This window comes from Mycobacterium farcinogenes (assembly GCF_019739075.1).
Classification (GTDB): Bacteria; Actinomycetota; Actinomycetes; order Mycobacteriales; family Mycobacteriaceae; genus Mycobacterium; species Mycobacterium senegalense.
On the sequence record NZ_CP081673.1, the window covers coordinates 4,987,569 to 5,004,436 of the forward strand.

Annotated in this window: 20 protein-coding genes; 15 read left to right on the forward strand and 5 right to left on the reverse strand. The window is 66.4% G+C overall.

The window, feature by feature from the left end:
- Positions 1 to 43: 43 nt before the first annotated feature.
- Both K6L26_RS23765 and K6L26_RS23770 read right to left on the reverse strand, forming a co-directional pair.
- The gene (locus K6L26_RS23765) at positions 44 to 1,210 is read right to left on the reverse strand and encodes a M20 family metallopeptidase (RefSeq protein ID WP_019345842.1); all 1,167 of its coding nucleotides are present in this window, start codon (positions 1,208 to 1,210) and stop codon (positions 44 to 46) included.
- Positions 1,207 to 2,394 carry a M20 family metallopeptidase gene (locus K6L26_RS23770; protein ID WP_019345843.1) on the reverse strand — a complete coding sequence of 396 codons (1,188 nt, stop codon included), beginning with the start codon at positions 2,392 to 2,394 and terminating at the stop codon, positions 1,207 to 1,209. The genes K6L26_RS23765 and K6L26_RS23770 overlap by 4 nt, the downstream gene beginning before the upstream one ends.
- Before the next feature lie 47 nt (positions 2,395 to 2,441).
- Here K6L26_RS23770 and K6L26_RS23775 point away from each other — a divergent pair, with 47 nt between their 5' ends.
- Positions 2,442 to 3,248: a purine-nucleoside phosphorylase gene (locus K6L26_RS23775; protein ID WP_019345844.1), complete on the forward strand. Its 807-nt coding sequence runs from the start codon at positions 2,442 to 2,444 to the stop codon at positions 3,246 to 3,248.
- On the opposite strand, the gene K6L26_RS23780 is transcribed toward K6L26_RS23775, so the two are convergent.
- Positions 3,245 to 3,790, reverse strand: coding sequence for a TetR/AcrR family transcriptional regulator (locus K6L26_RS23780; RefSeq protein ID WP_221851678.1), 546 nt, complete (start codon positions 3,788 to 3,790; stop codon positions 3,245 to 3,247). The genes K6L26_RS23775 and K6L26_RS23780 overlap by 4 nt on opposite strands.
- A 100-nt stretch (positions 3,791 to 3,890) precedes the next feature.
- Between K6L26_RS23780 and K6L26_RS23785 the strand changes: the two genes are divergently transcribed.
- Positions 3,891 to 5,036 carry an FAD-dependent oxidoreductase gene (locus K6L26_RS23785; protein ID WP_221851680.1) on the forward strand — a complete coding sequence of 382 codons (1,146 nt, stop codon included), beginning with the start codon at positions 3,891 to 3,893 and terminating at the stop codon, positions 5,034 to 5,036.
- Here K6L26_RS23785 and K6L26_RS23790 read toward each other — a convergent pair.
- Complete coding sequence (locus K6L26_RS23790) at positions 4,960 to 6,087, reverse strand: AbrB family transcriptional regulator (RefSeq protein ID WP_221851682.1); 1,128 nt, start codon at positions 6,085 to 6,087, stop codon at positions 4,960 to 4,962. The genes K6L26_RS23785 and K6L26_RS23790 overlap by 77 nt on opposite strands.
- Before the next feature lie 109 nt (positions 6,088 to 6,196).
- On the opposite strand from K6L26_RS23790, the gene K6L26_RS23795 reads away from it, so the two are divergent.
- Complete coding sequence (locus tag K6L26_RS23795; protein WP_036388829.1) at positions 6,197 to 6,643, forward strand: MarR family winged helix-turn-helix transcriptional regulator; 447 nt, start codon at positions 6,197 to 6,199, stop codon at positions 6,641 to 6,643.
- A complete protein-coding gene (locus tag K6L26_RS23800) occupies positions 6,640 to 8,256 on the forward strand; it encodes a phospho-sugar mutase (RefSeq protein ID WP_036388830.1) in 1,617 nt (538 codons plus the stop codon). The genes K6L26_RS23795 and K6L26_RS23800 overlap by 4 nt, the downstream gene beginning before the upstream one ends.
- 4 nt (positions 8,257 to 8,260) lie before the next feature.
- On the opposite strand, the gene upp is transcribed toward K6L26_RS23800, so the two are convergent.
- Entirely contained in the window at positions 8,261 to 8,884 is a 624-nt protein-coding gene (gene upp, locus K6L26_RS23805) for a uracil phosphoribosyltransferase (protein ID WP_019345850.1), read from the reverse strand.
- Positions 8,885 to 9,028: 144 nt separating this feature from the next.
- Between upp and K6L26_RS23810 the strand changes: the two genes are divergently transcribed.
- From K6L26_RS23810 to K6L26_RS23860, 11 genes are all read left to right on the forward strand, one after another.
- Complete coding sequence (locus tag K6L26_RS23810; protein WP_019345851.1) at positions 9,029 to 9,610, forward strand: sigma-70 family RNA polymerase sigma factor; 582 nt, start codon at positions 9,029 to 9,031, stop codon at positions 9,608 to 9,610.
- Positions 9,611 to 9,630: 20 nt separating this feature from the next.
- A complete protein-coding gene (locus tag K6L26_RS23815) occupies positions 9,631 to 10,365 on the forward strand; it encodes an SDR family NAD(P)-dependent oxidoreductase (protein ID WP_019345852.1) in 735 nt (244 codons plus the stop codon).
- A 42-nt stretch (positions 10,366 to 10,407) separates the two neighbouring features.
- Positions 10,408 to 10,713, forward strand: coding sequence for a hypothetical protein (locus tag K6L26_RS23820; RefSeq protein WP_019345853.1), 306 nt, complete (start codon positions 10,408 to 10,410; stop codon positions 10,711 to 10,713).
- 2 nt (positions 10,714 to 10,715) lie between these two features.
- The gene (locus K6L26_RS23825; protein WP_221851684.1) at positions 10,716 to 11,723 is read left to right on the forward strand and encodes a C40 family peptidase; all 1,008 of its coding nucleotides are present in this window, start codon (positions 10,716 to 10,718) and stop codon (positions 11,721 to 11,723) included.
- A 19-nt stretch (positions 11,724 to 11,742) separates the two neighbouring features.
- Positions 11,743 to 13,197, forward strand: a complete 1,455-nt coding sequence (locus K6L26_RS23830; RefSeq protein ID WP_221851686.1) for a recombinase family protein — start codon at positions 11,743 to 11,745, stop codon at positions 13,195 to 13,197.
- Positions 13,198 to 13,398: 201 nt separating this feature from the next.
- Positions 13,399 to 13,629 (forward strand): hypothetical protein, encoded by a 231-nt coding sequence (locus tag K6L26_RS23835; protein ID WP_221851688.1) that lies wholly within the window; start codon positions 13,399 to 13,401, stop codon positions 13,627 to 13,629.
- Positions 13,629 to 13,781 carry a hypothetical protein gene (locus tag K6L26_RS23840; RefSeq protein ID WP_221851690.1) on the forward strand — a complete coding sequence of 51 codons (153 nt, stop codon included), beginning with the start codon at positions 13,629 to 13,631 and terminating at the stop codon, positions 13,779 to 13,781. Before K6L26_RS23835 ends, K6L26_RS23840 begins: the two co-directional genes overlap by 1 nt.
- A gap of 89 nt (positions 13,782 to 13,870) precedes the next feature.
- Positions 13,871 to 14,401 carry a hypothetical protein gene (locus tag K6L26_RS23845; protein WP_221851692.1) on the forward strand — a complete coding sequence of 177 codons (531 nt, stop codon included), beginning with the start codon at positions 13,871 to 13,873 and terminating at the stop codon, positions 14,399 to 14,401.
- A 183-nt stretch (positions 14,402 to 14,584) separates the two neighbouring features.
- Positions 14,585 to 15,013 carry an NUMOD4 domain-containing protein gene (locus K6L26_RS23850; RefSeq protein WP_221851694.1) on the forward strand — a complete coding sequence of 143 codons (429 nt, stop codon included), beginning with the start codon at positions 14,585 to 14,587 and terminating at the stop codon, positions 15,011 to 15,013.
- A 273-nt stretch (positions 15,014 to 15,286) separates the two neighbouring features.
- Positions 15,287 to 15,559, forward strand: coding sequence for a hypothetical protein (locus K6L26_RS23855; RefSeq protein ID WP_221851696.1), 273 nt, complete (start codon positions 15,287 to 15,289; stop codon positions 15,557 to 15,559).
- A 391-nt stretch (positions 15,560 to 15,950) separates the two neighbouring features.
- A complete protein-coding gene (locus tag K6L26_RS23860; RefSeq protein ID WP_221851698.1) occupies positions 15,951 to 16,862 on the forward strand; it encodes a hypothetical protein in 912 nt (303 codons plus the stop codon).
- Positions 16,863 to 16,868: the final 6 nt, after the last annotated feature.

Sequence of the window (16,868 nt, forward strand, 5' to 3'; positions counted from 1 at the left end):
TGTCGACCAGCAAACACGCTCGCTCGCGGTGCAGAAAGAACCACTAGCCAGAGGCGGCGACGATGTTGACCATCGTGCGCACACCGACACCGAGCGCCCGCTCGTCGATGTCGAACGTCGGCTGATGCAGGTCCAGCTGCGGGCCCTGACCGCTCCACACCCCGAGCCGGCCCATGGCACCCGGTACGTCCTCGAGATACCAGGAGAAGTCCTCGCCGCCGCCGGACTGATGGGTGTCGGCGAGCACATCGGGGCCGATCGCCTCGATGGCGTGGGTGAGGATGCGGGTGGACACCTCTTCGTTGACCACCGGCGGCACCCCGCGCCGGTAGTTGAGGCTGTGTTCGATGTTGAGCGGAGCCAGCAACGCCGTAACCGTTTCTTCCACAATCGATTCCAGCGTGAGCCAGGTGTCGCGGCTCGCGGTGCGGATGGTCCCGGCCAAGGTGCCGATCTGCGGGATGGCGTTGGCGGCCACACCGGCGTTGACCGCACCCCACACCATCACGGTGTCGTGGCGCGGGTCGATGCGACGAGACAGCACGCCGGGTAGCCCGGTGATCAGCGTGCCGAGACCGTAGACGAGGTCGCCGGTCAGATGCGGCCGGGATGTGTGCCCGCCCGGCGAGTGCAGGGTGATCTCGATGGAATCTGCGGCCGAGGTGATCGGTCCGGGCTTCGTGGCCACCCGACCGACGGCCAGGCGCGGATCGCAGTGCAGAGCGAAGATCCGGCTCACCCCGTTCAGCACGCCCGCGTTGATGGCGTCGATCGCGCCGCCCGGCATCAGCTCCTCGGCCGCCTGGAACAGCAGCCTCACCCCGACCGGCAACTCCGGCACCGACGACAAGGCCATGGCCGTGCCCAACAACACCGCGGTGTGCGCGTCGTGCCCGCAGGCGTGCGCGACGTTGGGCACCGTCGAGGCGTAGGGTGCGCCGGTCCGGTCAGCCATCGGCAAGGCGTCCATGTCTGCGCGCAGCGCGATCCGCGGTCCGTCTTCGGGCCCGAAGTCACACGTCAGCCCGGTACCACCGGGCAACACCTTGGGGTTCAACCCGGCATCGGCAAGGTGGCGGGCGACGAACTCGGTGGTGGCGAACTCTTGACGCCCCAGCTCCGGATGGGCGTGCAGATGGCGTCGCCAGGACACCATCTCGTCGTAGTTCGCCGACAACCAGCGCGCAGCAGCGTGCTGCAACACACTCACGAAGCCCGCCTCCTCTCCTCCTGCGCCTGCAGTACTCGATTCCGCTGCGCCGGTGTCTCGGCGAGCTGAACAACGGTGCGGGCCAACATGATCGCGCCCTCGATCACGGCCTTGTCGGCACTCGGCCCGGCCGCCGCCGCGGTGAACGCCGGCTGGTGGATCGCGGCCCCGCCCGAGTCGATCCCGATCACCGGATGGATGCCGGGCATCACCTGGCTGATATTTCCCATGTCTGTGCTGCCCAACGGCACGCTGGCCTCCACGTTCTCCGGCAACGGGTTACGGCCCAGCCGCAGCATCTCGGCCCGGACGGTCTCCGACAGCCACGGATCGGGCGCCAGTTCGGCGTAGGCCGGTCCGATCTCGGTGACCTGATGCTCGCAGCCGGTCGCCAGCGCTCCGGCCGAAAAGCATCCCGCCATCCGGTCCTCCAGCTCACGAAGCGCGGACATGTCGGTGGCCCGCATGGTGTAGCGCATCTCGGCCCGGCCGGGGATGACGTTGGTGGCCTGCCCGCCGTGGGTGACGATGCCGTGCACCATCTGCCCCGGCATCAGTTGCTGACGCAGCAGGCCGATCGCCACCTGCGCGACCGTGACCGCGTCGCCCGCGTTGACGCCAAGGTAAGGGGCGACCGCGGCGTGCGACTCCCTACCGGTGTAGTCGACTGTCACCTCGGAAAGTGCCAGTGACCGGGCTGCGGCGATATCGACCGGCCCGGGATGCAGCATGACCGTTGCGGCGATGTCGTCGAACACTCCGGCGTTGAGCAGCAAAACCTTTCCGCCGCCGAGCTCCTCGGCCGGCGTTCCGACGAGCACCACGGTCAGGCCGAGCTCGTCGGCCACGTCGGCCAGGGCCAGTGCCGTGCCGACGGCCGACGCCGCGATGATGTTGTGCCCACAGGCATGCCCGATCTCGGGCAGGGCGTCGTATTCGGCGCAGACTCCGATGACCAGTGGGCCGCTCCCGTAGGACGCGCGAAATGCGGTGTCCAGCCCACCGGCGCGCTCGGTGATCTCGAATCCGTACTCTGCGGCCAACTCTTGCGTCTTGGCGCAGCTGCGATGCTCGGCGAAGGCCAATTCCGGCTCGGCGTGGATCGAATGTGAGAGCTCGACGAGGTCGCCACGACGCCGGTTGATGGCTTCCTCGACGCTGCGAGAGGCGGTGGCAGACGGCATCCTCGCAGTATCTCACTGCGTGTTCAGGGCCGTTAAGCTCGCCTATCGTGACCGATCTCCAGGCAGCCGTGCCAGATCCGCTCCTCACGTGCGCCGCCACCATCGCGGAGCGCACCGGCGTGGAACGTCACGACGTGGCGGTCGTGCTCGGCTCGGGTTGGGCACCGGCGGTGGCCGCGCTCGGCGATCCGGTCGCCACCGTGCCGATGGCCGAACTGCCGGGCTTCACCCCACCGAGCGCGCAGGGGCACGGTGGCCAGGTGCATTCGGTTCGGGTCGGCGATCACCGGGTGCTGGTGCTGGCCGGGCGCATCCATGCCTATGAAGGCCATGACCTGCAGCATGTGGTGCATCCGGTGCGGACCGCAGCGGCCACCGGCGTTTCAACGGTCGTGCTCACCAACGCTGCCGGCGGCCTGCGAGCCGAATATCACGTCGGGCAGCCGGTGTTGATCAGCGACCACCTCAACCTCACCGCAAGGTCTCCCCTGGTCGGGGCGCAATTCGTCGACCTCGTCGACGCGTACTCACCCCGGCTGCGGGCACTGGCCCGAGAGATCGAACCGAGCCTGACCGAGGGCGTCTACGCCGGTTTGCCGGGCCCGCATTACGAGACGCCGGCTGAGATCCGAATGCTGCGGACCCTCGGGGCCGATCTTGTCGGCATGTCGACAGTCCACGAGACGATCGCCGCGCGGGCGGCGGGTATGCAGGTACTGGGTATCTCGATGGTGACCAACCTGGCCGCGGGTATGACGGGTGAGCCGCTCAGTCACATCGAGGTGCTCGAGGCCGGACGGCAGTCCGCGACCCGGATGGGCGCGTTGCTGCGTTCGGTGATCGACCGGATCTAGCCGACGAGATACCGCTGCAGAGTGGGGCCGATCCAGTCGACGACCTCGTGGCGGCCCATGGCGACCAAGGGCGGAAACTCCAGCACATAGCGGCACAGCGCCATCCCGAGCACCTGCGACGCCGCGAGGCTGGCCCGTACCTGGGTGTCGGGAGCGTTGCCCGTGGCCTCGGCGATGACGGGCGCGAGTTGCGCGGCGAAGATCGTCCGCATCCGCTCGGCGACGGCCTCGTTGGTCACGCCGGCCCGCAACAGGATCAGGAGCGCTTCGTCACGCTCCCAGCGTTCGAGGAAGTGCGCGGCCAGCACGGCACCGAGCCGGTCGCGCGAGACTTGGGTCAGATCGGGTAGCTCCAGATCGAACTCGGCGGCCGCGGCGAACAACCGCTCCTTGTTGCCATAATAGCGCATCACCATCGCCGGGTCGATGCCGGCGTCGGCCGCGATGGCCCGGATGGTGGCGCGTTCGTATCCGTCGGCGGCGAACCGCTCCCGAGCCGCGGCGAGGATCACGGACTTGGTCTCGGCTGCTGCTCGTCGCATGACGACAAGTGTAGGTCAACAACTGTTGACATCAGCTCCGCACCGGCCTAGCTTGATGTCAACAGTTGTTGACCAACGGTTGTTGACAAAGGAGTCGGAGATGCAAACGTCCACTACAGACGTCCTGATCGTCGGGGCCGGACCGGTCGGGCTGACCGCCGCCATCGTGCTCACCCAGCACGGTCACGACGTGACCGTCGTCGACCGCCAGGCCGAGGGCACCAACTCCTCGCGGGCCGCCGTCGTGCATTCGCGCACCCTGGAACTTCTGGAGCCCTACGGCGTCGTCGGCGACCTGGTCGCGCGGGGAGTCCACACTCCGACCTTCACCATCCGGGACCGTGACGACCTGTTGATCGCGGTCCCGTTCAGCAAGCTGCCGACCCCCTACCCGTACACGTTGATGATTTCGCAGGCCGACACCGAGGCGTTCCTGCTCAACCGGTTGGAGAACCTGGGCGGCAAGGTCGTCCGCCCGGTGTCGGTCAGCGAGATCCGGCAGACCGCCGAGTGCGCGATCGCCACCTTCACCGACGGCCGGCAGATCCGGGCCCGGTACCTGATCGGTGCCGACGGCATGCACAGCACGGTCCGCGACCAGGCCGGCATCGCGTTCAGCGGCGGCACGTACGCCGAATCGTTCGTGCTGGCCGACGTCCACCTGTCCGGCGGGGTGCCCGCCCACGAGGTCATCCTCTACTTCTCGCCGGCCGGGCTGGTCGTCGTCGCGCCGCTACCCGACGAGATGTACCGCATCGTCGCGACTGTCGATGAGGCGCCGCAAAATCCCGACGTCGCGTTCGTGCAAGCGTTGCTGGACGAGCGCGGTCCTCAGTCACGACCCGCAGTGATCGAGGACGTCGTGTGGGGATCTCGCTTCCGCGTGCATCACCGGATCGCCGACCAATTCCGCGACAACCGGATCCTGCTGGCCGGCGATGCCGCCCACGTGCACTCCCCCGCCGGCGGACAGGGCATGAACCTGGGCATCGAAGATGCCGTCGTCCTGGGCGAGCAGCTCTCACAAGTGCTCGCCGGCGCGAGCGACGCCGTGCTCGACGACTACGCCGCCACTCGGCGCCGCGCCGCGGGCGACGTCGTCACGATGACCAGCCGGCTCACCGAACTCGCCACCGCATCCGCCAAGCTCCGTCCCGTCCGCAATCGCGTCATGCGGCTGGCCGGCAAGCTTCCCGCCGTTCGCCGGGCCCTGGCCTGGCGGTTGTCCGGTTTGAACCGACGTTGAACCGGCGGCCCAGCCGGGCCATGCCCCGGGCCATCAGCGGTGCGGCGAACAACATCAACAGGACACGTACCACCTGGGCGGCGATGATGAAGGTGACATTGGACCCGGTTTCCACCGCGGTGGCCAGCACGGCATAGACCCCGCCCGGGCTGGTCGCGAGGTAACCCTCAAGTTGAGTCGCCCCGGTGACGTTGGCCAGCACCACGCCGAGACCCGCCGTCGCCACGCCGAGCACCACGATCAGGATCAGCGCCAGCGGCAGGATGCGGCCGATCGCGCGTAGCGACTCGCGGGTGAAGGCGATGCCAGCCTGCCAACCGATCACCATGTAGGCCGCCTGCACCAGCACAACCGGGACGGACAGCCCGAAGGACAGACCGGAGAGTTCCAACGCCACGGTCAACGCCAACGGGCCCAGCAGTCCCGCGCCGGGCAGCCTGGCCCAACGTCCACCGACGATGCCTGCCGCAACGATGACAGCCAGCATCACAGCACTCAGATACCAAGGGGCCGAGGCGCTTTCGGTCGCAGCGGGGGCCGGATGCGACCTATCGGCATGGAAGATCAGGGTCACCACGAGGGGAATGGTTGCGGTGACGAGCGCTACCCGCAGGTATTGAATGACGGAGACGACGCGATCGTCACCGCCGAGTTCGCGGGCGATGGCGACCAGTCCCGACGCACCACCGGCCACCAACGCCAGAGATCCGGTCAGCGGACTGACATCGCGGTGCAGGCCGAGCAGCCCACCGGCGAGGAGGCTCAGCAGCAAGGTGGCCACGGTGATCACCAGCACGATCAGCCAGTTCGAACCGATCGCGCTGACGGCGTCCCGATGGACCATCGTGCCGATGTAGACCCCGAGCACTCCTTGCGCGAGCACCCCAGCCGGCCGGGGCATCCGGGGCGGAGCCAACGCGGCCAGGGCCAGCACAATCCCCACGGCAAGCCCGGCGAACAGTGCCGCCGAGGGGACGCCGATGAGGTTGAGCGGGACCGTGACGGCGATGGTCGCGACGACAAGCAGTCCCCACCGCAACGCCCGTGTCATTAGAGTCTCCCACCTCCTACTGAAATATTAAGGTATTCCTTCGTAATGTTCGCGGCGATTCGAGTGATTTATGCGAGCAGCGGATCTAATACCAAGGTATAACTTCTTTATGGCTGCGACGTCGGCGACAGAACTACGTGAGGCGATGATGGCGGTGGCCCGGCAGATGCGGCGGCACCGGCCGGATCACGGTCTGACGTTGAGCCAGCTGGAACTGCTCGGGGAGGCCAGTCGCAGCGGCACCACCACGCCTGCCGAGATGGGCGCCAGGTTGCACGTGCGGGCACAGTCGCTGACCGACAGCATCAATGAACTCGTCCGCCGCGGCTTGATCGCCCGCCGCCCGGACGACACCGACCGCCGCCGTCAGCTCATCGAGATCACCGCTGCCGGTGCCGCATTACTGCAGGCCGACCGTGCCGAGCGAGACGCGTGGCTGCACGCCACCATGCGGGAGAACCTGACAGACCTGGAGTTCGACCTGTTGATGCTGGTGGCACCAGTCCTGCGCAAGCTTGCGTACTCGGACGCCGCTGCGGGCACACTTGGATCATGACCTCCGTCGCGACCGCCGCCGCAGATTGGATCGCACACGACCCCGACCCGCAGACTGCTGCCGAACTGTCCGCCTGCAGTCCCGACGAGCTCGATCGTCGATTCAGCCGTCCGCTGACGTTCGGCACCGCCGGGTTGCGGGGCCCGTTACGGGGCGGGCCCGATGCGATGAACCTGGCCGTCGTCGTGCGCACCACATGGGCACTGGCGCAGGTTCTCAAGGACAGAGGCCTGGGCGGCTCACATGTGGTGGTGGGCCGCGACGCTCGCCACAGCTCCGACGAATTCGCCTTGGCGGCCGCTGAAGTCCTCGCCGCGGCGGGATTTCAGGTCCTTCTCATGATGGCTTCCGTGCCGACACCGGTGGTCGCCTACACCGTCCGGCACCTGCCCGCTGTGGCCGGAGTCCAGATCACCGCATCGCACAATCCGCCCTCGGACAACGGCTACAAGGTCTTTCTCGACGGCGGCATGCAGATCATCTCCCCTACCGATCGCGAGATCGAGGCGGCATTGACCCGTGCCCCGCACGCCGACGAGATTCCCAGGGCGGCAGTGCAAACCGGCGGCCTTCGCCAGGTTTACGGCTACCTCGAACGCGCCGCGCGGGTACGCCGCACCACCGGTTCGGTGCGGATCGCACTTACTCCGCTACATGGCGTCGGCGGAGAGTACGCCCTTGACGCCCTCGCCCTGGCCGGGTTCGACGATGTCCATGTGGTCGAGGAACAGTTCAACCCGGACCCGGACTTCCCCACCGTCAGCTTCCCCAACCCCGAGGAGCCCGGCGCCGTGGACGCGCTCCTCGCCCTGGCCGACGACGTCGACGCCGAGATCGCGATCGCGCTGGACCCCGATGCCGATCGGTGCGCCGTCGGCGTACCCGGACCCGATGGGTGGCGCATGCTCACCGGCGACGAAACGGGTTGGCTACTCGGCGATTACATCTTGTCCCAGCTTGAGCCGGGTCCGGTCAGCGAAGCCGCGTTGGTGGCCAGTACCGTCGTCTCTTCGCGAATGCTGGCATCGATCGCGGCAGCACACGGTGCCCAGCACGCCGAAACCCTCACCGGGTTCAAGTGGCTGGCCCGTGCCCAGACCCCCGGCAACACCCTGGTCTATGCCTACGAGGAGGCGATCGGCCATTGCGTCGACCCGGCCTCGGTTCGCGACAAGGACGGGATCAGCGCCGCGATCCTGGCTGCCGACCTGGTCGCTGCGCTGCGCGACCAGGGCCGCACCCTACTCGACGCCCTCGACGATCTGGCCAAGGTCCACGGCGTGCACGTGACGGGAGCGCACACCCGCCACGTCGATGACGCCGCGGCAGCCATGGACCGGTTGCGCGCAGCCCCGCCGGCCGAACTGGCCGGCATCGCTGTCACCGTGGAGGACCTGTTGCAGCGAGACGGACAGCAGCACACCGACGCCCTGATCTTCACCGGCCGCGACGGTGACACCTCGGTGCGGGTGGTCGTGCGCCCGTCGGGAACCGAACCGAAACTCAAGTCCTACACCGAAGTCCGCTGCGCACCGACCGATGACCTGAACACGGCCCGGGCTCATGCCCAGAAACTCAGCCAGGACCTGGCCGACACCGCGGCGCGCTGGTAGCGCCTCAGCGCGGGCCGAACTGACGATCCCCGGCGTCCCCGAGACCCGGGACGATGTAAGCGATCTCGTTGAGACCCTCGTCGATGGTCGCGGTGACCAGCCGCATACCGGGGGCGACCTTCTCGATCGCGGCGATCCCCTGCGGCGCACACACCACACAGACCGCGGTGATGTCGACCGCGTTGCGTTCCTTCAACAAGTCGATGGTGTAGGCCATGGACCCGCCGGTCGCCAACATGGGGTCGAGCACGAACACCGACCGCGCGCTCAGATCGTCGGGCAGCGACGCCAGGTACGGAGTCGGTTGATGCGTCGTCTCGTCACGCGCCATCCCGACGAAACCGACCTGTGCCTCCGGGATCAGGGCATGGGCCTGATCGACCATCCCAAGCCCGGCCCGTAGCACCGGCACCAGCAACGGCGGATTGGCCAACCGCGAACCGGTGGTCTCGGTGACCGGGGTACGCACCGCGATCTGCTCGGACTCCGCGTCCCGGGTGGCCTCGTACACCAGCATCAGGGTCAAGTCACGCAGCGCGGCACGAAACCCAGCGTTGTCGGTCCGCTCATCCCGGAGGGTGGTCAGCCGCGCGGCGGCCAGGGGGTGGTCGACGACGCGTACATCCATGCGCTGACCTTAACGGTCGGCGCCACGCACCACGGACTACGGGTTTTCAAGGGTCCGCAATCAGGTGCCGTCGAACCAGGCTGAGAGGGCGTTCGTACTCGTCCCTAGCTCTGGAGATCTGATCATGACTGTCGTGGCCGTCCGATGACCGTGAGCGTGGACGTCGAGTCTGACGCACAATTGGCGGCCCGGTTCGTCCGGGAGGCGATGCCGTTCCATCCCACCCTGTTGCGCACCGCGCGGCGGCTCACCCACAGCCATGCCGATGCCGAAGATCTGGTTCAGGACACACTGATGAACGCCTACACCGGTTTCCGCCGGTTCGAGCCGGGCACCAACCTGCGAGCCTGGCTGTTCCGTATCCTGCACAACCGGTGGATCAGTACCCACCGAACGAAGCTCCGCCGCCCGGATGCGTTCGCGGTCCCCGACTTCACCGACAGTGACATGCTCAGCAGCGCACATCATTCCGCGACTGCCGAGCGCTCAGCCGAAGACCGTGCGCTCGACATGTTCTGCGACAGCAGGATCCGCGACGCGGTGCTGACGTTGCCAGAGGGTTTCCGAACGGTCTTGTACTACTCCGACATCGAAGGTTTGACCTACGCCGAAACCGCGGCGCGCATGGAAATCCCGCTGGGAACCGTCATGTCACGCATCGCGCGTAGTCGCGAACGCCTGAGGGCAGCTCTCGGCGACGGTGGCGACACCCGATGTGTCGCATGACGAATCAACGGAAGGACACAATGGAATCGACAGATGAACTCAAGGGCTACCGCGCGCTGGTGACCGGCGGCACTGCCGGCATCGGATTGGCATGTGCCGGCCTGCTCGCACGTGCGGGCGCGGCCGTGACCATCACCGGAAGAGACGAACAGCGGGGCCGTAACGCCGCCGCCGCACTCGGTGCGAACGTCCGTTTCGTCAGTGCCGACCTTGCCGACCTCGATTCAGTGCAATCCCTTGCCCGACAATGTGATCAGCTCGACATCCTGGTGAACAACGCCGCCGCTTTTCCGGGTGCGCTCACCGTGGAGCAGGATGTCGCCTCGTTCGAGCAGACCTTCGACACCAACGTACGCGGCACCTATTTCCTGGTGGCCCAACTGGTGGGCGGCATGCTCGAACGCGGCCGCGGCAGCATCGTGAACGTCACTTCGATGGTCGCGTCGAAAGGGGTGCCGGGCGCCTCGGCCTACAGCGCTTCCAAGGCGGCCGTTGAATCACTGACCCGGACCTGGGCCGCCGAATTCGGTTCCGGCGGTGTGCGGGTCAACAGTGTGGCGCCGGGGCCGACCCGCACCGAAGGCGTCGAGGCCCAATGGGGCGACACGAACGAGGAACTCGGCCGGGCACTGCCGCTGGGCCGCACGGCGACCCCCGAAGAGATCGCTCACGCGGTGCTGTTCCTTTCCTCGCCGCGCGCCGCGTTCATCACCGGCTCGACGCTGCATGTCGACGGCGGCGGTACCGCGATCTGAAACACGGTGGAACCGATCGGCGTCGGCCGGCGTCCTAACCACATGCCCGCCGAAAACCTGCGCGCCGACCTGGCGGCCATCCGCGCGCTTGGCGACGCCCTCGACGCGCACGCCGCCGACCTGCTCACCGTGGCCGCCACGCTGCGGTCGATGCCGTCGCCGGGGGCCGCGCTCGGTCCGATCGGCGACCGGTTCACAGCCGCCTTCGTCGAGGCCGTAAGTGCACACAGTGACGCGGTCGCGGCGCTCGCGGTACACGCCGGGGCCGGCGCCGTCAGCGCTCGATGTACCGCCGTGGATTACGACTCCGCAGGTCAGCGGGCCGCTGCGCTGTTGCCGCGGATGTAGCCGTGCCTGCGTCCACGGTCGCGTTGGCCGCGCCGCTCTACCAACTGCGGGATCTCGTCGGCAGCGGCTGGCCGGACCACAATCCGGCCGCCGTCGCGATGGACGGTGCCCACGGTGCTCTTTCGGACATCGCGGCCGCGCTCGGGCGGTCGTGGGACCGGGCCGCCGGTGATTGGTCGGGCGTCTCGGCGACGGCGGCCTCGGACTTCGCCTCCGACGCCGCGGCCGAGGTCGCCGGCCTGGCCGAACGGGCGCGGGGCCTGGGTACGGCCGCCCGGGAGGCGGGTTCGGCTGTGGCCCAGGCCAGAATCCGACTGCAGGCGATCATCGACCGCTTCGAGCAGCGCGCCGCCGCATTGGCTCCGCACCTCGATGAACCCGGGGTGGCCCAGGAGCTGCAGAGCGAAGCGCAGCGTGCGATCACCGAGGCGTCGGCCGTCGTCGACCAACTGGGTGCCGAACTGGACCGGCACGCCGGCGCGGTCGCCGGCGCCGCCCCGGCTCCGGCGGCCACCGCTCCCGCATCGCCATCCCCGGCCGGGATGTATCCGCGCTCGGCAGGCTTCTCCTCCGGCTCCGGCTCCGGCTCCGGCTCCGGCGGCTTCACAGCGACTCCGGCCCCCTTGCTGGGTGCCGACCGCTCTGACGCGCCGGTCGGACTGCGTGACCCGGGCATGTTCGGCGACGGCGTGGCTCTGCGGTTACCCGACGGCAGCACGGCCGTGGCACCCAATGCCGTGGCGGCCAGCGCAGTCCGCCATGCCCTGACCCAGCTGGGCGTGCCATACCGGTGGGGCGGTACCACGCCGGGCGTCGGCCTGGACTGCAGCGGCCTGACCCAGTGGGCCTACCACGAAGCCGGGCTCGACATACCCAGGCTGGCGCAGGAGCAGGACATCGGCAAAGCAGTGTCACCCGCAACATTGCGGCCAGGTGATCTGGCGGTGTGGGACGGGCACGTCGCGATGATCGTCGGGCCGAAAACCATGATCGAAGCTAGTGCTCAATAACCGTCCCTATACTACTCACATGCGCGCAGTGATCTACACCCGTGTTTCCAGCGACCAGACCGGCGAGTTCCGATCGGTTGAATCGCAAGAAGAGGAGTGCCGCGCGATGTGCGCGCGCAACGGCTGGGAGGTGGTCGACGTCCTCGTCGACAACGATCGCGGTGCCTCACGGTGGTCGACCAAGTGCCGGCCCGAATACAAGAAGCTCTCCGAAATGCTCGGTGCTGACGATGTCCAGGTCCTGGTCACCTGGGAGGCCAGCCGCGCGCAACGTGACCTCTCCGCATACGTGACACTGCGCAACCTCTGCGAAGAGCGTCAGGTCTTCTGGTCCTACTCCGGCAGGCTCTACGACCTGTCCAAGGGTGACGACCGCTTCACCACCGGACTAGACGCGCTCCTGGCCGAGCGAGAGGCCGACATGATCCGTGACCGCGTCCTCCGAGGAAAGAAGGCAGCTGCCATGAAGGGATTGCCCGGTGGGCGACCTGCTTGGGGATACCGGCGACAGTTCGACCCGACCACCGGACGTACGACCGGCTGGGTCAAGGATCCGAACGAAGAGGGCATCGTCACCGAGGTCTTCGCGCGAGTGCTGGCTGGCGAGTCGGTGTGGGCGATCGTCCGCGACTTCGAGAATCGCGGGATCGGGACACCGAAGCTGCAGAAGAACGCGCGCAAAGAATGGAAGCCTCAATCGCTCCGTCGCACGATCTCCTCACCCAGTTATGCGGGCTGGCGGACGCATCAGGGCAAGCCGGTCATCGACGACAAGGGCGAGCGCGTGAAAGGCAACTGGCCGCCCTACATCACCCCAGAGCAGCACGAGCGCATCTTGGCCATCTTCTCCGACCCGGCCCGCCTCGTTACCACACATCGCGGACATGAGCCCAAGCATCTGCTGAGTGGCGTCATCAAGTGCGGCGTCTGCGGTGAAGGCATGCGCTACTTCAACCCGCCAAGCAATCCCGGCCCCTCTGCCCGATACCGGTGCGGAGGCCGCAAGATGTGCACATCCCGCCGTGCGGATGCCGTCGAGCTTCTTGTCACCGAGACCATCCTGAACCGCCTGGAGCGTCCTGACGCTGCCGAACTGTTCGCCAAGTCCGGCGACGCCGACATCGCCCAGGCACTGGAGAAGGCCGACACGTTGCGCAAGCGTCTTGCCGCCTTCGTCGAGTCAGCCGCCAACGGTGAGGTCTCCCCTGCCGCGCTGGCTTCCATCGAGAACAAGCTGAAGCCGCAGATCGAGGAAGCGGAGTCCAAGGCTCGCGCCGAGATCGCCACGCCACTGGTAGGCCAGCTCATGGACTCCGACGTCCGGGACAAGTGGGAGCAGTTCACGCTCATCGAGAAGCGCACCGTCATCCGCACGCTTCTGTTAGTCAGGGTCAACAAGGCCAAGTTCGGCAACAACTACCGCTTCGACTCGCGGGACATTGAGATCGAATGGCTGGTCGGCGACGACATTTAACCCATAGCCGACTAACGATCGGCCTACAGAGTACCTAAAGTCACTGTCTCCCAAGATATTCCGCTCCGGAATACAGGTTGACAGGCTTCGCTCGCCAGTCTTATTCTTGCCTGACTGAGATTGCTGTAACGCCAGAGTGATCTCATTCACACACCCCATACACTCACAGCCTTGTGCTGGCGCTGACCGAGAGGTCAGACCGTGGGGACTAACCCGTACGTTCGGGCTCGTGCTGAAGCCGCTCAGCTGAGCCGTCATCACGCACCGGACGATCCTGTCCTCGTTGCAGCGCGCCAGCGCATGCACGAGGCATTTGTTGTGCACAAGATCGGCCAGCTCCTGGACAAGCCTCGCGTCCCGCTGACGGCAGATCTTCGCGCACGGGTCGACGCTCTGCTGGACGAGCACCAGACCCAGGCGGCGGTGGCCTGATGGCTGCCCTCAGCGCCGAGACCATTGCCGACATTCGTGCGCGTGCCAAGGAACTGGCAGATGCCGCCCCGGCGCTGACGAGTCAGCAGGCTCATCTTTTGACCTCGCTGGCGTCGAGGCATTCAGAGCGCAAGGCATCGATCTCCGCATAATCCCCAGCTTCACCGCCCTGATGTGGCGGTGGATACCAACCTGCCTTCGGGCAGACCAACACCCCCAACCAGAAGGAGTCACCACTACCATGAGCACGACCACCGCGTCTAACTGGCGCAACTTCTCCGCCGATCTGACCGAAGACGAGATCGCTCAGTTCGAGCGCCTGGAGCACAAACTCAGCGCCGACGAACTGGCCCGGGATGCCCAGTGGAGGGCCGTGGAGAACCACGGCACCCGGATCTTCTTCGGGCATCTCCGCCGCCCCGCCGGTGCCGTGCACATGAACTCGGCCTCCAACGAGGTCGATATGGGCGGCTGGTTCCGGCAGTTCTGGAACGACCGCGTGATCGTCGGCGAGGAAGACGTCAACTCGACTCAGGTCCAGATCTGGGGCAACCAGTTCCCGGACGGTCGGATCGAGCGTTGGATCGACTTCCTCAACGAAGGTGGCGACGCGCCTGACGACTACTCGCGTCGGCACCTCGACCCGACCGAGGCCCGTCAGATCGCCCAGATGCTGCTGGACGCTGCCGACTTCATCGAGCAGGCCCAGCGCGACGAAGCCAGCATCACCTTCAGCGCGCTGAAGCAGCGCCTGGAGCGGCACAACCTCTGATGGGGTACACCGCGGACGCCAGTCGGTCGCCCAGAAGGACGAACCGGTCATGGGTGATCGAGGAAAGTGCCTCGATCGCCGGCGCCCTCGGCGTGCGCCATTGGCGCATCACGTCAGCGGACAGTTCCGTTGCGAGACACGGGCAAAGTGCCCAAACCACCCAAAAGGTTTGGAGCAACCCGAATGAGCACCATTGAGGACAACGAGATTTGGAAGCCAATTCCCGGCTATGAGGGTTACTACGCCGCATCGACGTGGGGGCGGATCAAGGCGGTGCGCCGCACAATTTGTCTGAGGAGTAGTCGTTGCGGCGGTATGTTGACTCGCAATTTGCGGGAGCAAATCATCGCCCAGTCCTCGGACTACCCCGGGGGTTATCTACGGGTACGTCTGAGCCGCAACGGCGTGGGCCAGACATACACGGTCCATCGGCTGGTCCTGATGGCGCACAGGGGCAAATGCCCTCCAGGTCAACAGGCCTGCCACTGGGATGACACCAACACCAACAACACGTTGGCGAACCTGCGCTGGGACTGGCCGGAGAACAACGTCGCCGACCGTAGGCGCAACGGAGGCTATGACTTCACGGATCGACGCAAGGGCACGGCATGATCACCTCCATCGAGAACGTCACGCACGAGCCAGATCCGGTTGATCGTCTTGGTCATCCCTGTAGCAACGAGCATCGGGGCCGTCTTGGTGCGGCAGGCCCGTTGCCTACCGTCGAGGAAACCCGGGAAGCGACGGAAGGTCACCGTCAGACCACCCTTTGACACGAACGAGGCCCCCGACCGCGAAGTCGGGGGCCTCGAAACCTCCACCCAAAGAGGAGCTTCACCCAGATGTATTTGCCCGCAGGCCTTTCCATCCAATGAAAGCGGTTCAATGCTACCAGTCAATAAGATTCAGCAGAACCCTTACGCCCGGGCGATCCAGACGGTCCTCGACGAGCCCCTGGGCCAGTTCAAGCCCTCGACCTTCACGGTGCTCTACACCATCGGCCAGCTGGTCCAGAAGAACCCGGGCAAGGCGATCACCATGCTCCAGATCTCTACCACCTCCGGAGTCGGCGAGAGGACCACCCAGACAGCGGTTAAGGGACAATTGACGGTCACGTTCACCGAACTGGGCGAGATTTCCAAGCGGTGGTCCTGGTGACAGAGCAACACGAGGGGCCCCTGCCGGCATTCCGAATAGCGCACCCGCGCAGCGGGTCACCCCGAATCACGCTCTGCTGCAACGGGTCATTGGCGCACTCATGGCGGTGGAGATCGCCCTCACCCCTACAGAGCCATTCAGCGCCAATACCGCGGTCTCTGCGGGAGGTGCGGTCGCTGGATCAACCGGGGCGACAAGATCCGGTATCACCGCGACTTCCGTGGCATCGCGCACGCCAATCGCTGGGTGCGGGCGTTGCGGCCACGAAGCGCCCCGCCAGTCGGTGGTCGACGGCGACGCTGACCACGTGCCCCCAGACTTCCGAGCCGACAAGGGGTTCGGAGCATAACCGCGTGACGTGCGAACGTGCGCGAGAAAGTTGGTATTGAGAATGAAGATCGACAGAAACGCCCTGGCCCCTCGTGAGGATGTGACCCGCCATCACTTTGCGATGGGGTCGCCCGACTCCAACGTCGTCGATGCACTGGCAGCCCGGATCGCCGACAACAGCCACATCGAGTTCCAGGAGATGAACAGGTTCCTGGAGGCGCACGGCGTCGCTCTCTCAGGAGACGAAATGCTCACCGGTCAGCACATCAGGCAGCCACAGGTCCACGAAGGCACTGCGCTGTATGGACCGACCAGTGAGCAGTACATCAAAATCGTTCAGACTCTCTTCAGTCAATGGCCGGTGAGGCTGATGATCGCGGACCCGGCGGGGTTCTGCAGCGGGGACGAACCGTGGCACATTGCGTGGACGGGCGGGTTCGACGAATCTGCCAGTGGCGTCGGCACTTCGAAGAGGCCGCCGCTTAATGCCGACGTACAGAACATCGCCGATCACGCGAAGCATGGCTTTGCAGAGGGCACGCGTCATCTCGCGGTGGCACAGTATCGCCTCGCTGAATTGGCAGGTACTGGGCGACTGGACCCGGATGAGTCGCTCAGCTTGCAGATGAGTCTGGTCGGGGCGTGGGAGGCGCTCTACTCCGGAACCTTATATGCGGTGCGTGACCGGAACACTCCCGATAACACGTATGACTGGGCCGACAACACCTACAGCGACGGCAGAACGGTCATTGCCCAGAAGCGTGTCGAACCCCGGGAGACCTCGGAAGACGCATGGGAGCACAACCGGTTCTTGATGGGCGATGGAGCCGTCAACGAGTTTCCCCGTGGCACGGTCTCCACCATCACTGCGGTGCGTGCGGAGAAGGTGTTTCGCCGCCCCGACTCAGCGCCTATCGAGGACTCCGACCCTCAGGTCGCGAATCTGCGGGGCCGGCTGGACAGGCACGGGTGAGAGGAG

Bases quoted from the DNA above. Each gene is read 5' to 3' on its own strand.
- K6L26_RS23770 (WP_019345843.1), bottom strand. From the start codon at position 2,394: ATGCCGTCTGCCACCGCCTCTCGCAGCGTCGAGGAAGCCATCAACCGG.
- K6L26_RS23780 (WP_221851678.1), bottom strand. From the start codon at position 3,790: ATGCGACGAGCAGCAGCCGAGACCAAGTCCGTGATCCTCGCCGCGGCT.
- K6L26_RS23785 (WP_221851680.1), top strand. From the start codon at position 3,891: ATGCAAACGTCCACTACAGACGTCCTGATCGTCGGGGCCGGACCGGTC.
- K6L26_RS23790 (WP_221851682.1), bottom strand. From the start codon at position 6,087: ATGACACGGGCGTTGCGGTGGGGACTGCTTGTCGTCGCGACCATCGCC.
- K6L26_RS23795 (WP_036388829.1), top strand. From the start codon at position 6,197: ATGGCTGCGACGTCGGCGACAGAACTACGTGAGGCGATGATGGCGGTG.
- K6L26_RS23800 (WP_036388830.1), top strand. From the start codon at position 6,640: ATGACCTCCGTCGCGACCGCCGCCGCAGATTGGATCGCACACGACCCC.
- upp (WP_019345850.1), bottom strand. From the start codon at position 8,884: ATGGATGTACGCGTCGTCGACCACCCCCTGGCCGCCGCGCGGCTGACC.
- K6L26_RS23810 (WP_019345851.1), top strand. From the start codon at position 9,029: ATGACCGTGAGCGTGGACGTCGAGTCTGACGCACAATTGGCGGCCCGG.
- K6L26_RS23815 (WP_019345852.1), top strand. From the start codon at position 9,631: ATGGAATCGACAGATGAACTCAAGGGCTACCGCGCGCTGGTGACCGGC.
- K6L26_RS23820 (WP_019345853.1), top strand. From the start codon at position 10,408: ATGCCCGCCGAAAACCTGCGCGCCGACCTGGCGGCCATCCGCGCGCTT.
- K6L26_RS23830 (WP_221851686.1), top strand. From the start codon at position 11,743: ATGCGCGCAGTGATCTACACCCGTGTTTCCAGCGACCAGACCGGCGAG.
- K6L26_RS23840 (WP_221851690.1), top strand. From the start codon at position 13,629: ATGGCTGCCCTCAGCGCCGAGACCATTGCCGACATTCGTGCGCGTGCC.
- K6L26_RS23845 (WP_221851692.1), top strand. From the start codon at position 13,871: ATGAGCACGACCACCGCGTCTAACTGGCGCAACTTCTCCGCCGATCTG.
- K6L26_RS23850 (WP_221851694.1), top strand. From the start codon at position 14,585: ATGAGCACCATTGAGGACAACGAGATTTGGAAGCCAATTCCCGGCTAT.
- K6L26_RS23855 (WP_221851696.1), top strand. From the start codon at position 15,287: ATGCTACCAGTCAATAAGATTCAGCAGAACCCTTACGCCCGGGCGATC.
- K6L26_RS23860 (WP_221851698.1), top strand. From the start codon at position 15,951: ATGAAGATCGACAGAAACGCCCTGGCCCCTCGTGAGGATGTGACCCGC.